At 59.8% G+C, this 17,715-nt stretch carries 19 protein-coding genes and 1 tRNA gene; all 20 read right to left on the bottom strand.

Annotation, left to right across the window (positions count from 1 at the left end; translation table 11 throughout):
- Positions 1 to 15: 15 nt before the first annotated feature.
- The 20 genes from GCN78_RS00520 to GCN78_RS00615 all read right to left on the bottom strand — a co-directional run bounded on the left by GCN78_RS00520 (position 16) and on the right by GCN78_RS00615 (position 17,633).
- A complete protein-coding gene (locus GCN78_RS00520) occupies positions 16 to 1,515 on the bottom strand; it encodes an NADH-quinone oxidoreductase subunit M (RefSeq protein ID WP_152249871.1) in 1,500 nt (499 codons plus the stop codon).
- 29 nt (positions 1,516 to 1,544) lie between these two features.
- Positions 1,545 to 3,644 carry an NADH-quinone oxidoreductase subunit L gene (gene nuoL / locus GCN78_RS00525; protein WP_152249873.1) on the bottom strand — a complete coding sequence of 700 codons (2,100 nt, stop codon included), beginning with the start codon at positions 3,642 to 3,644 and terminating at the stop codon, positions 1,545 to 1,547.
- Between the two features lie 46 nt (positions 3,645 to 3,690).
- Entirely contained in the window at positions 3,691 to 3,999 is a 309-nt protein-coding gene (nuoK, locus tag GCN78_RS00530) for an NADH-quinone oxidoreductase subunit NuoK (RefSeq protein WP_010399724.1), read from the bottom strand.
- The gene (locus GCN78_RS00535; protein WP_034779507.1) at positions 3,996 to 4,628 is read right to left on the bottom strand and encodes an NADH-quinone oxidoreductase subunit J; all 633 of its coding nucleotides are present in this window, start codon (positions 4,626 to 4,628) and stop codon (positions 3,996 to 3,998) included. Before GCN78_RS00535 ends, nuoK begins: the two co-directional genes overlap by 4 nt.
- 66 nt (positions 4,629 to 4,694) lie before the next feature.
- Positions 4,695 to 5,183 carry an NADH-quinone oxidoreductase subunit NuoI gene (nuoI, locus tag GCN78_RS00540; RefSeq protein WP_010399726.1) on the bottom strand — a complete coding sequence of 163 codons (489 nt, stop codon included), beginning with the start codon at positions 5,181 to 5,183 and terminating at the stop codon, positions 4,695 to 4,697.
- 14 nt (positions 5,184 to 5,197) lie between these two features.
- Positions 5,198 to 6,280 (bottom strand): NADH-quinone oxidoreductase subunit NuoH, encoded by a 1,083-nt coding sequence (gene nuoH / locus GCN78_RS00545; RefSeq protein ID WP_101482090.1) that lies wholly within the window; start codon positions 6,278 to 6,280, stop codon positions 5,198 to 5,200.
- Positions 6,280 to 8,613, bottom strand: a complete 2,334-nt coding sequence (nuoG, locus tag GCN78_RS00550) for an NADH-quinone oxidoreductase subunit NuoG (protein WP_152249875.1) — start codon at positions 8,611 to 8,613, stop codon at positions 6,280 to 6,282. The genes nuoH and nuoG overlap by 1 nt, the downstream gene beginning before the upstream one ends.
- Positions 8,614 to 8,635: 22 nt before the next feature.
- Positions 8,636 to 9,931, bottom strand: coding sequence for an NADH-quinone oxidoreductase subunit NuoF (gene nuoF / locus GCN78_RS00555; RefSeq protein ID WP_010399729.1), 1,296 nt, complete (start codon positions 9,929 to 9,931; stop codon positions 8,636 to 8,638).
- Positions 9,928 to 10,407, bottom strand: coding sequence for an NADH-quinone oxidoreductase subunit NuoE (nuoE, locus tag GCN78_RS00560; RefSeq protein WP_035820520.1), 480 nt, complete (start codon positions 10,405 to 10,407; stop codon positions 9,928 to 9,930). The genes nuoF and nuoE overlap by 4 nt, the downstream gene beginning before the upstream one ends.
- Positions 10,408 to 10,419: 12 nt before the next feature.
- On the bottom strand, positions 10,420 to 11,673 hold the full coding sequence (locus GCN78_RS00565) for an NADH-quinone oxidoreductase subunit D (protein WP_034749992.1): 1,254 nt from the start codon (positions 11,671 to 11,673) through the stop codon (positions 10,420 to 10,422).
- Positions 11,673 to 12,266: an NADH-quinone oxidoreductase subunit C gene (locus GCN78_RS00570; protein WP_034779526.1), complete on the bottom strand. Its 594-nt coding sequence runs from the start codon at positions 12,264 to 12,266 to the stop codon at positions 11,673 to 11,675. The genes GCN78_RS00565 and GCN78_RS00570 overlap by 1 nt, the downstream gene beginning before the upstream one ends.
- Positions 12,267 to 12,283: 17 nt before the next feature.
- On the bottom strand, positions 12,284 to 12,760 hold the full coding sequence (locus GCN78_RS00575) for a NuoB/complex I 20 kDa subunit family protein (protein WP_010399733.1): 477 nt from the start codon (positions 12,758 to 12,760) through the stop codon (positions 12,284 to 12,286).
- 3 nt (positions 12,761 to 12,763) lie between these two features.
- Positions 12,764 to 13,123 carry an NADH-quinone oxidoreductase subunit A gene (locus GCN78_RS00580; RefSeq protein WP_071076971.1) on the bottom strand — a complete coding sequence of 120 codons (360 nt, stop codon included), beginning with the start codon at positions 13,121 to 13,123 and terminating at the stop codon, positions 12,764 to 12,766.
- A gap of 177 nt (positions 13,124 to 13,300) precedes the next feature.
- Positions 13,301 to 13,385 (bottom strand) — tRNA-Leu (locus GCN78_RS00585).
- Between the two features lie 191 nt (positions 13,386 to 13,576).
- Positions 13,577 to 13,978: a preprotein translocase subunit SecG gene (gene secG, locus GCN78_RS00590; protein ID WP_035820525.1), complete on the bottom strand. Its 402-nt coding sequence runs from the start codon at positions 13,976 to 13,978 to the stop codon at positions 13,577 to 13,579.
- Positions 13,979 to 14,006: 28 nt separating this feature from the next.
- On the bottom strand, positions 14,007 to 14,756 hold the full coding sequence (gene tpiA, locus GCN78_RS00595; RefSeq protein ID WP_152249877.1) for a triose-phosphate isomerase: 750 nt from the start codon (positions 14,754 to 14,756) through the stop codon (positions 14,007 to 14,009).
- 72 nt (positions 14,757 to 14,828) lie between these two features.
- A complete protein-coding gene (locus tag GCN78_RS00600; protein ID WP_152249879.1) occupies positions 14,829 to 15,809 on the bottom strand; it encodes an NAD(P)H-quinone oxidoreductase in 981 nt (326 codons plus the stop codon).
- Between the two features lie 71 nt (positions 15,810 to 15,880).
- Complete coding sequence (locus GCN78_RS00605) at positions 15,881 to 16,489, bottom strand: tetratricopeptide repeat protein (RefSeq protein ID WP_152249881.1); 609 nt, start codon at positions 16,487 to 16,489, stop codon at positions 15,881 to 15,883.
- Positions 16,490 to 16,552: 63 nt separating this feature from the next.
- The gene (locus GCN78_RS00610) at positions 16,553 to 17,314 is read right to left on the bottom strand and encodes a GIN domain-containing protein (RefSeq protein ID WP_152249883.1); all 762 of its coding nucleotides are present in this window, start codon (positions 17,312 to 17,314) and stop codon (positions 16,553 to 16,555) included.
- Between the two features lie 109 nt (positions 17,315 to 17,423).
- Positions 17,424 to 17,633, bottom strand: a complete 210-nt coding sequence (locus GCN78_RS00615; RefSeq protein WP_152249885.1) for a hypothetical protein — start codon at positions 17,631 to 17,633, stop codon at positions 17,424 to 17,426.
- Positions 17,634 to 17,715 lie beyond the last annotated feature (82 nt).

The raw sequence follows: 17,715 nt of genomic DNA on the forward strand, positions 1-17,715 counted from the left end.
TTATCGGTCTTCTATTTAAGGCAACTTGCTGATGGCGACATGCTGCAGCAGGTCGGCAACCGAAGTTTGCATCGTGTCGGTGAACGGGGCTGGGTACAGACCCATCACGAGCACGGCGATGGCCAGCACAGCAAGCATGAAGAATTCACGTTTGTTGATGTCGGTCAGTTCGGCCACGTGCTTGTTCTTGATCTTGCCGAACACCACGCGCTTGGCCATCCACAGCGAGTACGCCGCGCCCCAGATCAATGCCGTTGCAGCCAGCAAGCCGATCCAGAAGTTGTATTTCACCGCGCCCAGGATCACCATGAACTCGCCGACGAAGCCGGACGTCGCTGGCAGACCGCAGTTGGCCATCGAGAACAGCACGAAGAAGGCGGCAAATTTCGGCATGCGGTTCACGACGCCGCCGTAGTCGGCGATGTTGCGGGTATGCATGCGGTCATACAGCACGCCGATGCACAGGAACATGGCGCCGGAGATGAAGCCGTGCGAGACCATCTGCACGATACCGCCCTGCACCGAGATGTCGTTGAACATGAAGAAGCCCAGGGTGACGAAGCCCATGTGCGCGATCGACGAATAGGCGACCAGTTTTTTCATGTCGGTTTGCACCAGGGCAACCAGACCGATGTAGATCACGGCGATCAGCGACAAGGCGATCATGAAGCCCGACAGGTAGTGGCTGGCATCCGGCGTGATCGGCAGCGAGAAACGCAGGAAGCCGTAGGCGCCCAGTTTCAGCATGATGGCGGCCAGCACGGCGGAACCGCCCGTTGGCGCTTCCACGTGGACGTCCGGCAACCACGTGTGGACGGGGAACATCGGCACCTTGACGGCAAACGCCATCAGGAAGGCCAGGAAGATGAAGATCTGTTCGTTCATCGTCAGCTTGAACGCGTGCCAGGCCAGGATGTCGAAGGTGCCCGTCACATTGCGCAGGTAAATGATGGCGACCAGGGTCAGCAGCGAACCGAAGAAGGTGTACAGGAAGAACTTGAACGACGCGTACACACGGTTCGAACCGCCCCAGATACCGATGATGATGAACATCGGGATCAGGGTTGCTTCAAAGAAGAAGTAGAACAGCAAGCCGTCCAGCGCGCAGAACACGCCGATCATCAGACCGGACAGGATCAGGAAGGCACCCATGTACTGGGCGATGCGCTTCTCGATCACTTGCCAGGCCGAAATGACGACGATGACCGTGATGAAGGCCGTCAGTGGAATGAACCACAGCGACAGGCCATCGATACCCAGCGAGTACCAGATATTGAAGGTTGCTATCCACGGTGCTTTTTCGACGAATTGCATGCCGTGCGCGGCGTTGTCGAAATGCTGGATCAGCGGCAAGGTGCACAGCATGCTGAGCACGGCGCCAGCCAGTGACAGCCAGCGGGTAAAGCCCGCTTTGCTGTCACGGCCGAGAGCCAGGACCAGGACGCCGCAAATGATCGGCACCCAGATCGACAGACTCAGGTAAGGAGGTAGTGTAGAAATCGTAGACTGCATCATGGTTCTCAGTATTCTTTTATCAGGTCAGCTTACTTAGCGGGCCAGAATGGCAGGAAATAGATCAGGAAGCCCAGCACGCCCAGGATCATCACGAATGCATAGTGATAGATGTAGCCGGTCTGCAACACTCGCGACAGCGAGGACAGCCAGGCGACAACCTTGGCGCTGCCATTGACGACGAAACCGTCGATCAGCTTCTTGTCACCGAAGTTCCACAGGCCATTACCCAGCAAGCGGGCACCGCCGGCGAACACGACTTCATTGAACTTGTCCATGTAGTACTTGTTGTCCAGCAGGGTGTGGATCGCGTGGAACTTGGCAAAGAACCAGGCCGGCACACGCGGGTTGACCATGTAGCAGTAGTAGGCTGCCACCACGCCGGACAATGCCAGCCAGAACGGAGCCGTCGACAGGCCGTGGATCGCCATCGCCATCGCGCCGTGGAATTCATGCGACAACTCTTCCATTGCTGGATGGTTTTCGCCAACGAAGATCACGCCCTTGAAGAAATCGCCATGCAGCATCGGGCCGATCGTCAGGTAACCGATGATCAAGGAAGGGATCGCCAGCATCACCAGCGGGAACCACACGACGAACGGCGATTCATGCGGCTTCTGGCCAGGTTCCAGACCGTGGTGGCCGTGGTCGTCTTCCTCTTCCTCGTGGTGGTCGTCATGCGCATCGCCGTGCGCGCCATGGGCCGCTTTCGGTGCGTGATGGTCGTCGTGACCGTTCGCATGCGCCTGGCCGAAACGTTCCTTGCCGTGGAAGACGAGGAAATACATGCGGAACGAGTAGAAGGCGGTGACGAACACGCCAGCCAGCACGGCGAACTGGGCAAAGCCAGCACCCCAGATGTGCGTCGCTTCGACGGCTTCGATGATGCTGTCTTTCGAGTAGAAACCGGAGAACAGCGGCGTGCCGATCAGAGCCAGCGAACCGATCAGGGAGGTGATCCAGGTGATCGGCATGTATTTGCGCAGGCCGCCCATGTTGCGGATGTCCTGGTCATGGTGCATGCCGATGATGACGGAACCGGCGCCCAGGAACAGCAGTGCCTTGAAGAATGCGTGCGTCATCAGGTGGAACACGGCCACGGAGTACGCGGACGAACCCAGCGCCACGGTCATGTAACCGAGCTGCGACAGGGTCGAGTAAGCGACGACGCGCTTGATGTCGTTCTGGATGATGCCCAGGAAGCCCATGAACAGCGCCGTGATGGAGCCGATCACCAAGATGAAGGACAGCGCCGTGTCGGACAGTTCGAACAGCGGCGACATGCGCGAAACCATGAAGATACCGGCCGTCACCATCGTCGCGGCGTGGATCAGTGCCGAGATCGGGGTAGGACCTTCCATCGAGTCAGGCAGCCATACGTGCAGCGGGAACTGCGCCGACTTGCCCATCGCGCCGATGAACAGGCAGATGCAGGCAACGGTCAGCAGGGCCCAGTCGGTGCCTGGCATCGTCAGCAGCGCCAGTTCGTCTTTCTTGGCGAATACTTCCTGGTAGTTCATGGTGCCGGCGTAGGCCAGCAGCAGGCCGATGCCCAGGATGAAGCCGAAGTCGCCCACGCGGTTGACGAGGAAGGCCTTCATGTTGGCCACGATGGCCGTCGGACGCTGGTACCAGAAACCGATCAAGAGGTAAGAGACCAGGCCCACGGCTTCCCAACCGAAGAACAGTTGCAGGAAGTTGTTGGCCATGACCAGCATCAGCATCGAGAACGTGAACAGCGAGATGTAGGCGAAGAAGCGGTTGTAGCCTTCGTCGTCCTTCATGTAGCCGATCGTGTAGATGTGCACCATCAGCGAGACGAAGGTGACCACGCACATCATCATCGCCGACAGCGAATCGATCTGGAAGCCCACTTCCATCTTCAGGGTGCCGATCGTCATCCAGTTATAGATCGTGCCATTGAATGTCGCGCCATCCATCACTGCCAGCAGTGTCTGCACGGACAGGATGAACGCAATCAGTACGCCCAGGATCGTCGCGGTATGCGACGTCTTGCGTCCGACCAAATTACCCAGGAACTGGGTGCCAAGCAAGCCTGCAATCGCGGCACCGGCCAGCGGCGCCAGCGGTACGGCAAGAAGGAGGTTAGGGTTGAGGAGTTGCCCCGCCATGATGAACCTTAATCGTTATTATTCGAGAGATCGAGTCTGAAAAACATCAGCCTTTGAGGCTGTCCAGGTCTTCGACGTTGATGGTATCCAGATTACGGAACATCACCACCAGAATAGCCAGACCGATAGCCGACTCAGCGGCGGCAACCGTCAGGATGAAGAAAACGAAGATCTGACCGGCCGCGTCGCCCATGAAATGGGAGAACGCGATGAAATTCATATTCACCGCCAGCAGCATCAATTCGATTGCCATCAGCAATACGATGATGTTCTTGCGGTTCAGGAAAATACCGACGATCGAGATTGCGAACAGGATCGCGCCCAGGACCAGAAAATGTGTGAGCGATAATGTCATGGTGCCTCCTTAACTTCCGGCTCAGCCGCAGGACGCTCGACGACCGCGTCCATCTTGATGATCTTCAGGCGGTCGTTGCGCTTGACGCGCACGGCATCGCCTGGAGCAAAGTGCTTGGTGTCCTTGCGTTTGCGCAGGGTCAGTGCGACCGCGGCAACGATGGCCACCAGCAGCACGACGGCGGCGATCTCGAAGGCGAACACATATTTCGTGTAGATCAGCAGGCCCAGTTCCTTGGTGCCGCCCAGGTTGACGTTCACCGGAGCGATACTAGGCGCAAAGTTGCGGAAACCGTGCCACAGGACGGCGGCCATTTCCAGCACGATGATCACGCCCACCGTCACCGACAAAGGCAGGTAGCCCCAGAAACCTTCGCGCATGCGGTCGATATTGATATCGAGCATCATGACCACGAAGAGGAACAGCACCATCACGGCGCCGACATACACCAATACCAGCACGATGGCCAGGAATTCAGCTTGCAGCAGCATCCAGATGCCCGCTGCGGAAAAGAAGGACAGTACCAGGAACAGTACTGCGTGGACCGGATTACGGGCCGTGATGACGCGCGTCGCTGCCAGAATCAAGATCAGCGCGAAGGCGTAAAACAAAATTGTTTTAAAGTCCATAAAAAACCCAATAGACGTACAGATGAACGAGGGGCGCGCCGCAGCTTTGGGGCTGCGGCGCATCCATCAGCGATAAGGTGCGTCGGCGGCGCGCGCAGCGGCGATGTCATTTTCATAACGATCACCTACGGCCAGCAACATCTCTTTCGTGTAATACAAATCCCCGCGTTTCTCGCCGTGGTATTCCAGGATTTGCGTCTCGACGATCGAATCGACCGGGCAGGACTCTTCGCAGAAACCGCAGAAGATGCACTTGGTCAAGTCAATATCGTAACGCGTGGTGCGGCGCGAACCGTCGTCACGCTGTTCCGATTCGATCGTGATGGCCATCGCCGGGCAAACCGCTTCGCACAGTTTGCAGGCGATGCAACGTTCCTCGCCGTTCGGGTAGCGGCGCAGCGCGTGCAAGCCACGGAAACGCGGCGAGATCGGTGTCTTCTCTTCCGGGAATTGCACCGTGATCTTGCGCGAAAACATGTACTTGCCTGTCAACGCCATGCCCTTGATCAGCTCGCCTAACAAGAGGCTGCTGAAGAAATCTTTTACCTTATCCATTCGTATGCACTCTCTTACTTCCAAATATTCCAGGATGTCTGCATCCAGGCAGCGACGAAGACCAGGTAGACCAGCGTCAACGGGATAAACACTTTCCAGCCGAGGCGCATGATCTGGTCGTAACGGTAGCGTGGGAAAGTACCGCGCACCCAGATGAACACCGACACGATGAAGAAGGTCTTGGCGAACAGCCAGAAGAAGCCGCCGAAACCACCCCAGAACTCGAGGAAGGCAAATGGTGCGGACCAGCCACCGAGGAACATGATCGAAGCCAGGGCGCCGATCAGGATCATGTTGGCGTATTCGGCCAGCATGAACATGGCGTAGGCCATGCCCGAGTACTCGACCATGTGGCCGGCCACGATTTCCGACTCGCCTTCGACGACGTCGAACGGATGGCGGTTGGCTTCAGCCAGGCCCGACACCAGATAGATGACGAACATCGGCAGCAACGGCAGCCAGTTCCACGACAGGAAGTTCACGCCCTTGTCGGCGAAGAAGCCGATTTGCTGGCCGCTAACGATGTCGATGAAGTTCAGGCTGCCCGAGACCATCAGCACGATGACCATCACGAAGCCCATCGGGATTTCATACGAAATCATCTGCGCCGAAGCGCGCATGGCGCCCATGAACGAGTACTTCGAGTTCGAGGCCCAGCCGGCGATGATGATGCCGTAGACTTCCATCGAGGTAATCGCCAGCAGCATCAGCAAGCCCGCGTTGACGTTGGCCAGCACGGCTTGCGGGCCGAAGGGCACGACCGACCAGGCGGCCAGGGCCGGCATGATGGTCATGATCGGACCGATCACGAACAGGCCCTTGGCGGCCTTGGACGGGATGATGATCTCTTTGAACAAGAGTTTCAGCGCATCGGCGATCGGTTGCAGCAAGCCCAGAGGACCGACGCGGTTCGGGCCGACGCGGATCTGGATCCAGCCGATCAGCTTGCGTTCCCACAAGGTCAGGTAGGCAACCAGACCCATCAGCGGCAACAGCACGCACAGGATCTTGATCAGGGTCCAGAAGAACGGCCACGAGCCGCCCAGCAAATCCTGGCCACCGCTGTTGATGACGTTTACAAATTCAGGCAGAGCCATCAGATTTTCCCCTCTGCTGTTTCAACTGTGATGTCACCGAACATGCCGCCCAGGCTAGCCGTCGAGGCATGCGCCGCCGACACTTTGACCACATTGGCTGGCAGGCCGGCATGGAGTGCCGCCACCAGGATGGCGCTGCCAGAGCCTTGCGCCACTTTGACCTTGTCGCCTGCCTTGATGCCCAGCTTCTCGGCCAATGCTGGCGACAGATGGGCTTGCGGCGCGGCGCCATCGACCGTGCGCAGCAGCGGTTCGGAGCGGCGTACCAGCGCGTCGGCGAAGTAGATCGGCACGTCGGCGATGCGTTGCAGCTTTGGTGAGGCCGGTGCGTACGAGGCCGCTTCCGGCGCGTTCTTGGCGATGTTGTTCAGCTGTGCCGACAGATCGGTCACGCCGGCGCCAAACGCTTCGTCGCGGATCGCTTCCGAGGTGTCGTAGTCGAAACCGGCCAGGCCCAGGATGTTGCCCAGGACGCGCAGCACTTTCCAGGCTGGACGGGTGTCGGCCAGCGGTTTCACGGTGCCGTTGAAGCTTTGCGCGCGGCCTTCGCAGTTGACGAAGGTGCCCGAGGTTTCAGCGAACGGCGCGATCGGCAGCAAGACGTCGGCGTAATCCATGCCGTGCTTGAAGGCGGACATGGCCACGACCATCTCGGCCTTGTCCAATGCGGCGCAGGCCGCTTGTGGATTGGCGGCATCGAGTTCCGGCTCGGCGTGCAGCAGCACGTAGGCTTTCTTCGGTACGGCAAAGGCTGCTTGCACGTTGGTGCGCGGCTTGGCGACCAGGTGCGCGCCGACCGTGTTGGCCGCTTCCGTCAGGTAACCGAGCTTGGCGCCCGTCTGTTCGGCGATCCATTGCGCGGCAGCGTGCAGTTGCGACGCTTGCGGGTGTTGCGTTGCCGCGTTACCCAGCAGCACGGCGCCGTTGTCGCCGGCCATCAGGCTGGCGGCGATCGCGACGGCCACGTCCGAAGCGGCAACCGCTTCGAAACCGGCTGGCGCGGCGATTTCTTTTGCTTTAGCAACAGCGACGACCACTTCCGACAAGGCCGCCAGCCAATCGCTTGGCGCGACGATCATCTTGTTGGCGATGGTGATCAGCTGATCATCGTCGGAGGCGTGCAGGATCGACAGCTTGGCGCCGCCCTTGACGGACGCGCGCAAACGCGTGGCCAGCAATGGGTGATCCTTGCGCAGGAACGAGCCGATGACGAAGGCGCGCTTGATCTGGCCAAATTCGTTGATCGGCATGCCCAGCCATGGCTTGACGGACGCGTCGAGCGCGAAGTCGGTCTGGCGCAGGCGGAAGTCGACGTGCTCGGAACCGAGACCGTGGGCCACTTTTTGCAGCAGGACCAGCTCTTCGACGGTCGAATGCGGCGTTGCCAGCGCGGCGATGGCGTCGGCGCCATGCTCGTGCTTGATGTTTTTCAGGCCGTGCGCCACGTATTCCAGCGCCGTTTGCCAATCGACTTCTTTCCACTCGTTGCCTTGTTTCAGCATCGGCGACGTCAGGCGTTCGGCGCTGTCCAGCGCTTCGTACGAGAAACGGTCCTTGTCCGAGATCCAGCACTCGTTGACGGCTTCGTTTTCCAGCGGCAGTACGCGCTTGACCTTGCCAGCTTTCACTTGCACGATCAGGTTCGAACCGAGGCCGTCATGCGGGCTGACCGATTTGCGGCGCGACAGTTCCCACGTACGGGCGCTGTAGCGGAACGGCTTCGAGGTCAGTGCGCCGACCGGGCACAGGTCGATCATGTTGCCCGACAGTTCGGAGTCGACCGTCTGGCCCACGAAGGACACGATTTCCGAATGTTCGCCGCGGCCGATCATGCCCAGCTCCATCACGCCGGCCACTTCCTGGCCAAAGCGTACGCAACGGGTGCACTGGATGCAGCGCGACATTTCTTGCATGGACACCAGCGGACCGGCTTCCTTCGGCTGCACGACGCGCTTGTCTTCCTTGTAGCGCGATTCGCTCTTGCCGTAGCCCACTGCCAAGTCTTGCAACTGGCATTCGCCGCCCTGATCGCAGATAGGGCAATCGAGCGGGTGGTTAATCAGCAAGAATTCCATGACCGACTTTTGCGCCTGCACAGCTTTATCGCTGGCGGAGCGCACGATCATGCCGGCACTGACCGGGGTCGCACAAGCGGGCAAAGGCTTGGGCGCCTTTTCCACTTCGACCAGGCACATGCGGCAGTTCGCTGCGATCGACAATTTCTTGTGATAGCAGAAGTGCGGAATGTAGGTTCCCAATTTGTTGGCGGCGTCCATCACCATGCTACCAGCAGGGACTTCGACTTTTTTGCCGTCTATTTCGATTTCAACCATGGTGATCGTTACCTGACGCAGCTTAGATATATGCGGGCACTAAGCAATGCTTGTGCTCGATATGATATTCAAATTCTTCACGGAAATTCTTAATGAAGGCCCGTACCGGCATGGCAGCCGCATCGCCCAGCGCGCAAATGGTGCGGCCCTGGATGTTGTCGGCGATCGAGTTGAGCATGTCCAGGTCGTCTGGACGACCCTGTCCCTGCTCGATGCGGTGCACCATGCGGTACATCCAGCCTGTGCCTTCACGGCAAGGCGTACACTGGCCGCACGATTCTTCAAAGTAGAAGTAGGACAGGCGTTCCAGCGCCTTCACCATGCAGCGTGTTTCGTCCATCACGATGACGGCGCCCGAACCCAACATCGAACCGGCTTTCGCGATCGAGTCATAGTCCAGGTCGGTCTGCATCATGATGTCGCCGCGGATCACCGGCGCGGACGAGCCGCCAGGGATCACGGCCTTGATCTTTTTGCCACCGCGCATGCCGCCTGCCAGTTCCAGCAGGGTCGCAAACGGGGTGCCGAGCGGCACTTCGTAGTTGCCCGGTTTTTCCACGTCGCCCGAGATCGAGAAGATCTTCGAACCGCCGTTGTTCGGCTTGCCCATCGCCAGGTATTTCTCTGGACCGATGTTCAGCACGAAAGGCACGGCCGCGAAGGTTTCCGTGTTGTTGATCGTCGTCGGCTTGCCGTACAGGCCAAACGAGGCAGGGAAAGGCGGCTTGAAGCGCGGCTGGCCTTTCTTGCCTTCCAGCGACTCCAGCAGGGCCGTTTCTTCGCCGCAGATGTAGGCGCCATAACCATGGTGCGCGTGCAACTGGAACGAGAACTCGCTGCCCATGATCTTGTCGCCCAGGAAACCGGCGGCGCGCGCCTCTTCCAGCGCTTCTTCGAAACGCAGGTATTCCTGGAAGATTTCACCGTGGATATAGTTATAGCCGACGGTGATGCCCATCGCATAAGCGCCAATGGCCATGCCTTCGATCAGCGCATGGGGATTGTAACGAATGATGTCGCGGTCCTTGAAAGTGCCCGGTTCGCCTTCATCTGTATTGCAGACGAGGTATTTTTGGCCCGGGAACTGGCGCGGCATGAAGCTCCACTTCAAGCCGGTAGGAAAACCCGCGCCGCCACGGCCGCGCAAGGACGAAGCCTTGAGGTCGGCGATGATCTGTTCCGGCGTGATTTTCTCTTCCAGGATACGCCGCAGGGCGCTGTAGCCGCCGCGGTTCACATAATCTTGCAAATGCCAGTTCTTGCCATCCAGATCCTTCAGGATCAATGGATCGATATGGCGGTTGTGGAGTGACGTCATTTCTTGAGTTCCTCCAGCATGGCGTCGATTTTCTCGTTCGACATCCAGCTGCACATGGTTTTATTACTGACCAGCAAGACAGGCGCATCGCCGCAAGCACCCATGCACTCGCCTTCGACCAGGGTGAACTGGCCGTCAGCGGTGGTTTCGCGGAAATCGATACCCAGTTTCTGCTTCAGGTACTCTGCAGCGCGCACGCCACCCGACAGGGCGCATGGCAGGTTGGTGCACACGGTGATCTTGTGCTTGCCCACGGGTTTCACGTTGTACATATTGTAGAACGTGGCCACTTCCTGCACGGCAATCGCCGGCATGCCGATGTAATCGGCCAGTTCCTTCATGGTTTCCGGCGCCAGCCAGCCCAGTTCATCCTGGGCATGGGCCAGCGCGGCCATGACGGCCGACTGACGCTGGTCGGCCGGGTACTTGGCCAGCTCGCGGTCAATTTTCTTATAGCATTGCTCTGATAACAACATACTTTTTGCCTCTTAGCGGTCAATACTGCCGAACACGATATCTTGCGTCCCGATGATGGTCACGGCGTCGGCAAGCATGTGCCCACGCGCCATCTCGTCGAGCGACTGCAAGTGAGCGTAGTCTGGCGCGCGCAGTTTCATGCGGTACGGCTTGTTGGCGCCATCGGACACCAGGTACACGCCGAACTCGCCCTTCGGATGCTCCACTGCGCTGTAGGCCTCGCCTGGCGGCACGTGGAAACCTTCCGTGAACAGCTTGAAGTGGTGAATCAGCGATTCCATGTTGGTCTTCATGTCGACGCGGCCCGGAGGCGCCACCTTGCGGTTGCTGGTCATGACAGGACCTTCATTGTTGCGCAGCCACTCCACGCATTGCTTGATGATGCGGTTCGACTGACGCAGCTCTTCCACGCGCACCAGGTAGCGGTCGTAGCAATCGCCGTTGGTGCCGATAGGAATGTCGAAATCCATCAGGTCGTACACTTCGTACGGCTGTTTCTTGCGCAAGTCCCACTGCACGCCCGAGCCGCGCAGCATGGCGCCCGTAAAGCCCATGGCCAGCGCATCTTCCGGCGAGACGACGCCGATGCCGACGGTACGCTGTTTCCAGATACGGTTGTCGGTCAGCAGGGTTTCGTACTCGTCCACGGAATTCGGGAAACGGCGCGCGAAGTCCTCGATGAAGTCCAGCAGCGAACCCTGACGATTTTCGTTCAGCTTGCCGATGGCCTTGGCGTTGCGGATGATCGAGGCCTTGTGCTGCGGCATCGCATCCGGCAGATCGCGGTAGACGCCGCCCGGACGGTAGTAGGCCGCGTGCATGCGCGCGCCCGATACCGCCTCGTAGGCGTCAAACAAGTCTTCGCGGTCGCGGAAGCAATACAGGAACGGGCCCATGGCGCCAACGTCCAGCGCGTGGGTACCGAGCCACATCAGGTGATTCAGGATGCGCGTCATCTCGTCGAACATGACGCGGATGTATTGCGCGCGCAGCGGCACTTCCAGGCCCAGCATCTTTTCGATGGCCATCACGTACGCATGTTCATTGCACATCATCGACACATAGTCGAGACGGTCCATGTACGGCACGGATTGCAGGTAGGTCTTCTGTTCGGCCAGCTTTTCGGTGGCGCGGTGCAGCAGGCCGATATGCGGGTCGGCGCGCTGGATGACTTCGCCATCCATCTCCAGCACCAGGCGCAGCACACCGTGCGCGGCCGGATGCTGCGGCCCAAAGTTCAGGGTGTAGTTCTTAATCTCAGCCATTATTTCATCCCGTAATGTTCTTCGCGGATCACGCGCGGCACGTTTTCCCGCGGCTCGATCGTCACGGGCTGGTAAATCACGCGCTTTTGTTCCGGATCGTAACGCATCTCGACATAGCCGGAGACGGGGAAATCCTTGCGGAACGGATGGCCGATGAAACCGTAGTCGGTCAGCAGGCGGCGCAAGTCGTTGTGGCCTTCGAAGAGGATGCCCAGCAAGTCGAACGCTTCGCGCTCGTACCAGTTGACGGCACGCCAGATGCCCACCACGGAAGGCAGCAGCGGCATGTCGTCGTCCGGTGCGAACACGCGCACGCGCACGCGCCAGTTGTGCTTGACCGACAGCAGGTGCGAGACGGCCGCGAAACGCAGGCCATCCCAGCTACCGTCGCCATAGGTCGAGTAGTCGACGCCGCACAGGTCGAGCAGCTGCTCGAAATGCAGGGTCGGATCGTCGCGCAAGGTCTGCATCACGGCCAGGTAATCCTCGGCCTTGACGACCAGGGTGACTTCTCCCAGTGCAACCGTCGTGCTAACGCGATCGCCCAGGGCAGTGCCGAGGGCGTTTTGCAATACTTCTAAATGTGTTGTCATAATCTGAAGCGGCCCGGTTAGCGTGCGATCGTGCTGGTACGCTTGATCTTGTTCTGCAACTGCATGATGCCGTACAACAAGGCTTCAGCGGTCGGAGGACAGCCAGGCACATACACGTCGACGGGCACGATGCGGTCGCAACCGCGCACCACGGAGTAGGAGTAATGGTAGTACCCGCCGCCATTGGCGCAGGAACCCATCGAGATGACCCAGCGTGGCTCTGCCATCTGGTCGTAGACCTTGCGCAATGCCGGCGCCATCTTGTTGCACAGGGTGCCGGCAACGATCATGACGTCGGACTGACGCGGCGACGGACGAAACACGACGCCGAAACGGTCCATATCGTAGCGGGCTGCGCCCACATGCATCATTTCGACCGCACAGCAGGCCAGACCGAACGTCATCGGGAACATAGACCCGGTGCGCGCCCAGTTGATCAGCTTGTCGGCCGAGGTGGTGATGAAACCTTCGCTTAATACGCCTTCAATAGCCATGGCTTATTCCCAGTCAAGGGCACCTTTCTTCCAAATGTACCAAAATCCGACCACGAATTCAGCGATGAACACCATCATCGTGACGAAACCGGCCCAGCCCAGGTCGCGCATTGCAACGCCCCATGGGAAAAAGAATGCCGTTTCCAGATCGAACAAAATAAACAGGATTGCGACCAGATAGTAGCGCACATCAAATTTCATGCGCGCGTCTTCGAATGCTTCAAAGCCACATTCGTACGGGGAGAGTTTTGCTGCGTCGGGCTTGTGAGGGCCTAACAGGCGCCCCAGGAGCTGGGGAGCGATACCGACACCGAGGCCGATAATAATGAACAGCAGGACGGGGAAGTAATTTTCGAGGTTCACGATTGATAAGCTTATATTGAACGATCGGTTAAATGAGGACGCTGCGATCATTTGCAGCGTATCTAACGCACGACCCCAATCAAAGCTAAGACCAGGATCGAACGACACATCCTCGTAAAAAAAGCCAGCAACTTTGTACGAGCCATGGCTCGTGCGCCGTTGCTGGCTTCTGATTTCTGGTGCCGACGACGAGACTCGAACTCGTACAGCTTTCGCCACTACCCCCTCAAGATAGCGTGTCTACCAATTTCACCACGTCGGCGGTAAGGCCCGTATTCTACTCTGCTTTGGCGCTAAAGTTAATGCACAAATGCATCAAAACACAGATAAAAACGATAAATTTTTACATCTTCCAGCGCGCCACGATTTTTTCCTGCCGCACTGCTAAAACATTGAGCAATAATCCGCCCTTAATGAGAATTACTCTCGATGAGGTATCGAGTTGCTACAGAATTACTTCGGAATCGCGCCGGCCGGGGTACTGGCAACCGGTGCCGCCGCTGCCGGAGCGCTGGCCGCTGGCGCCGCAGGCACCGTCGTCGGGATCGCGCCCGCGCCGGTGACCGGCACTGGCTTGACGACTTTATCCATCACGCCGCCGCCCACCGTGGTGGCGCGCTGATTGGCCATCAGCGACAGGGCCAGCGTGGCGCCGAAGAAGATCGCGGCGGCAACGCCGGTCGACTTCGACATGAAGTTCGACGAACCCGTCGCACCGAACAGGCTGCCCGAGGCGCCCGAACCGAAGGCGGCGCCCATGTCGGCGCCCTTGCCGTGCTGCAGCAACACCAGCGCGATAATCGACAATGCCGAAATAACCTGTACTACCACTACCAGATTGAACATCATGTTCATTGCAATTCCATTCTCAGTTTAAATTAATTCAATCGGCGGCGTGAATAATCGCCAGGAAATCCGCCGCCTTCAATGCCGCTCCACCGATCAGACCGCCATCGATATCCGGCATCGCCATCAATTCTTTTGCGTTCTCCGGCTTCATGCTGCCGCCGTACAGGATTTGCACGCCGGCGGCCGCTACCGCATTCTTTTGCGCCAGCTGGGCGCGCAATACCTGATGCACGTCCTGCGCCATTTGCGGCGTGGCCGTCTTGCCCGTGCCGATGGCCCAGACCGGCTCATAGGCCAGCACCAGTTTCGCCACGTCGTCGGCGGAAATCGCCGCCAGCACGGCGCCCAGCTGCTGCGCCACGACGGCGTCGGTCTGACCCGCTTCGCGCTGCGCCAGCGTCTCGCCAATGCAGACGATAGGCGTGATGCCCGCCGCCAGCGCGGCAACCGTCTTGGCCGCCACCTGCGCATCGCTCTCGCCATGGTAGGCGCGGCGCTCGGAATGCCCGATCACCACATAGCTGCAGCCGAAATCCTGCAGCATGGCGGTCGAGATTTCTCCCGTGTAGGCACCACTGGCATGCGCGGAGACATCCTGCGCACCCCAGCCAAGGGCCGTGCCTGCCAATTGCGCCTGGCACTGCGCCAGATACGGCGCAGGCACACAGACGGCGCTGGCGGCGCCGGAGGCAGCCAGGCCAGCAACTATTTCAGACAATAACACCGCGTTCGAGGTGCGACTGCCGTTCATTTTCCAATTTCCGACGACGAGTTTGCGACGCATAGTAGCCTAAATTCTAATAACCCGTCATTCTAACTCCGGCACCGATGCCGGTCAAACAGGCAGTGCCCCGTTTCAGGCAACTTGCAACATGATCTTGCCCACGTGCGTGCTCGCTTCCATCAAGGCATGCGCCTCGTTGGCTTTTTCCAACGGGAAAGTTTGATGGATCACGGGCTTGATCTTGCCCGCCTCGATCAGCGGCCAGACGGTCGTGCGCAAGTGCTGCGCGATGGCCGCCTTGAAGGCGACGGAACGGGGACGCAAGGTGGAACCCGTCACCGTCAGGCGACGGCGCAGCAGGCTACCCAGGTCCAGTTCCGCCTTGGTGCCGCCCTGCACGGCGATCAGGCCGATGCGGCCATCATCGGCCAGGCAATCGATTTCGCGCGGCAGGTAGTCGCCGCCCACCATGTCGAGGATGACGTCGACACCCTTGCCACCGGTCAATTCCTTGACGACGGCGACGAAATCTTCCGTGCGGTAATTGATGCCCCGTTCGGCGCCCAGCGCCTCGCAGGCGCGCGCCTTCTCGTCGCTGCCGGCCGTGGCGAACACGCGGTGACCGAGGGCGGCCGCCAGCTGGATGGCCGTCACGCCGATGCCGGACGTGCCGCCCTGCACCAATAACGTTTCGCCGTCAAGCAGCGCGCAGCGGTCGAAGACATTGCTCCAGACGGTGAAGAAGTTTTCCGGCAGGGACGCGCCCTCCAGCGCCGTCAAGCCTTGCGGCAGGGGCAGGCACTGGCCTGCGGGCGCGGCGCAGTATTCGGCATAGCCGCCGCCCTGCACCAGCGCACAGACCAGGTCGCCCTTCCTGAATGCGGTATTGCTAAAGTCGCCATCGACGACTTCGCCCGCCACTTCCAGGCCCGGCAAGTCGGACGCGCCGGCTGGCGGCGCGTACTTGCCCAGGCGCTGCAGCACGTCGGGGCGGTTGATGCCGGCCGCGTGCACCTTGATCAGCAGTTCGCCCGCCTTGAAGGCGGGAACGGGACGCTCGGCAACCTGCAAAACGTCGGCGGGACCTGGCTGGCTGATGGCAACTGCACGCATGGCGGGACTCTCTCAAGGGAAAACGGCGATTGTACGCCAAGCCGCCCTCCCCTGCAGACCACCGCTCCGTCTTAACCGGCGCCCGTTTTCGACTGGCGCGGCAAGGGCGTGCCCGGCTTCCATTTCGCCGACAGGGCTTGCCCCTCCTCGACTTGCTCATGCGTCATCTTGCGCACCACGGCGGCGCGCTGGTCGGCCGCATTCGCGTTGCCATTCGCCGCCGCCAGGTTCCACAGCATATAGGCGATGACGTTGTCCTGCTGCACGCCGCCCATGTGGTAGCGGTACATCAGGCCCAGCACCTGCTGCGCCTCGGCATGGTTCTGCTCGGCAGCCTTGCGGAACCAGGCCACGGCCTGCTTGTGATCCTGCAGCACGGCGTTGCCCGTGTAATACATGGCGCCCACCACATACTGGGCGTCGGCCTTGCCCTGCTCGGCCGCCTTGCGGTGCCAGAACATGGCTTGCTTGTAATCCTGCGGCAAGCCCCGCCCCATGTAATACATCAAGCCCAGCAAATGCTGGGCATCGGCGTTGCCGGTCTTAGCAAGGGGCAATATTTCCTTGTAGGCTAGCGCGTAATTCTTGTTGTTGTAAGCGCTGGCGCCTTCGACGAAGCCAGCCCGCGCGGGTAGCTGTATCGTCAACAGCATGAGTAAGGTAATGATCAGTTTTTTCATCGGAATGGGATGTGGTCTGACTGCTTCTTTTATTCTGCCCGTAACGCCTGGGACAGGGTGCTTTTACTTCCAGCTAACTTTGCCCAGGCCCTCGACGCTGACATCGCGGTTGGCCGGCTTGCCGTACACCACCACCGAACCGAGTCCGCTCAGGTTCAGCTTGGCATTCGTCTGGGCATGCACCGTGGCATTGCCCAGGCCGCTCAATTCCAGATTGACGGCATCGGCTTCGAATTGCTGCGCATTCAGGCTGCCCAGGCCGCCCAGGCTGGCCTTCAGGAGTCGCCCGCGTCCGCCCAGCACGACCGAACCCGCGCCCTGCAAGTCCAGCTCGGCCCGCTCATTGTTGCCGATCCACAGCTGCATGCTGCCCACGCCGCCCAGGCTGGCATTGAGCTTGCGGTAATCGCCCACCAGCTTGATGCTGCCCGCCCCTTCCAGCGACAGGGTCAGTTCCTCGCCCTTGAAACCCGTGATGTCCGTGCTGCCAAAGCCTTCCGAGCTCAGCTCGCGCAAGTTCGGCAAGACCAGGTCGGCGCGGATCGAGGATGGATTGATCTTGAAGCCGCGCACTTCCGTTTCGATGTGCAGGGTGTCGCCGCTTTGCGCCGTGCTGACATCGGCGATGTAGCGTTTGTCGGCCGTAATGCTCAGCGAAGGTACGTTGCCCTGGCGAATGCGCACTTCCATCACGCCATCGAGCTTGACTCTCACCACGCGGGCGTCGACGTTACGCATTTCCAGCAGACGGGTCTCGGCGGCCGCGCCGCGCACCAGGCCCAGAGTCGCCAGGAACAGCAGCGCCAGTTGCAGTGTCTTTTTCATGTAGTGCATCCTCGGTATCTTGTTTTTATGTGCCGCGGCGCCCTCATGGAGCTCCCGCGCATTGCCACTGGCTGCCACTGTAGCAGCAGCAAAAATTGCTGACAATCAATTATGCGACACGGGCCTTTTCCAGGGCAGTCAGGCGCTTGGCCTTGACCACCACCACTTGCATGGCTGCCTTGTGCGCTGGCGCGGCCAGGGTGGCCGTGGAACTGGCCACTTGCAGGGCCGGGGCGGCCGGGGCGATGGCGTAGCTGCTGGCGCCGACCAGGATGGCGGCGGCAACGGCAATGATTTCCATGTTTTTGGCGACGTTCATGTGATTCTCCTCGGGTGTCTGGCAGTGGGCTTGCGGTATGGTGTCACTATAGCCACACCTCCCCCGGCAGACACGTCGATTG

The sequence above is a fragment of the Janthinobacterium rivuli genome, assembly GCF_009208735.1.
Lineage (GTDB): Bacteria > Pseudomonadota > Gammaproteobacteria > Burkholderiales > Burkholderiaceae_D > Janthinobacterium.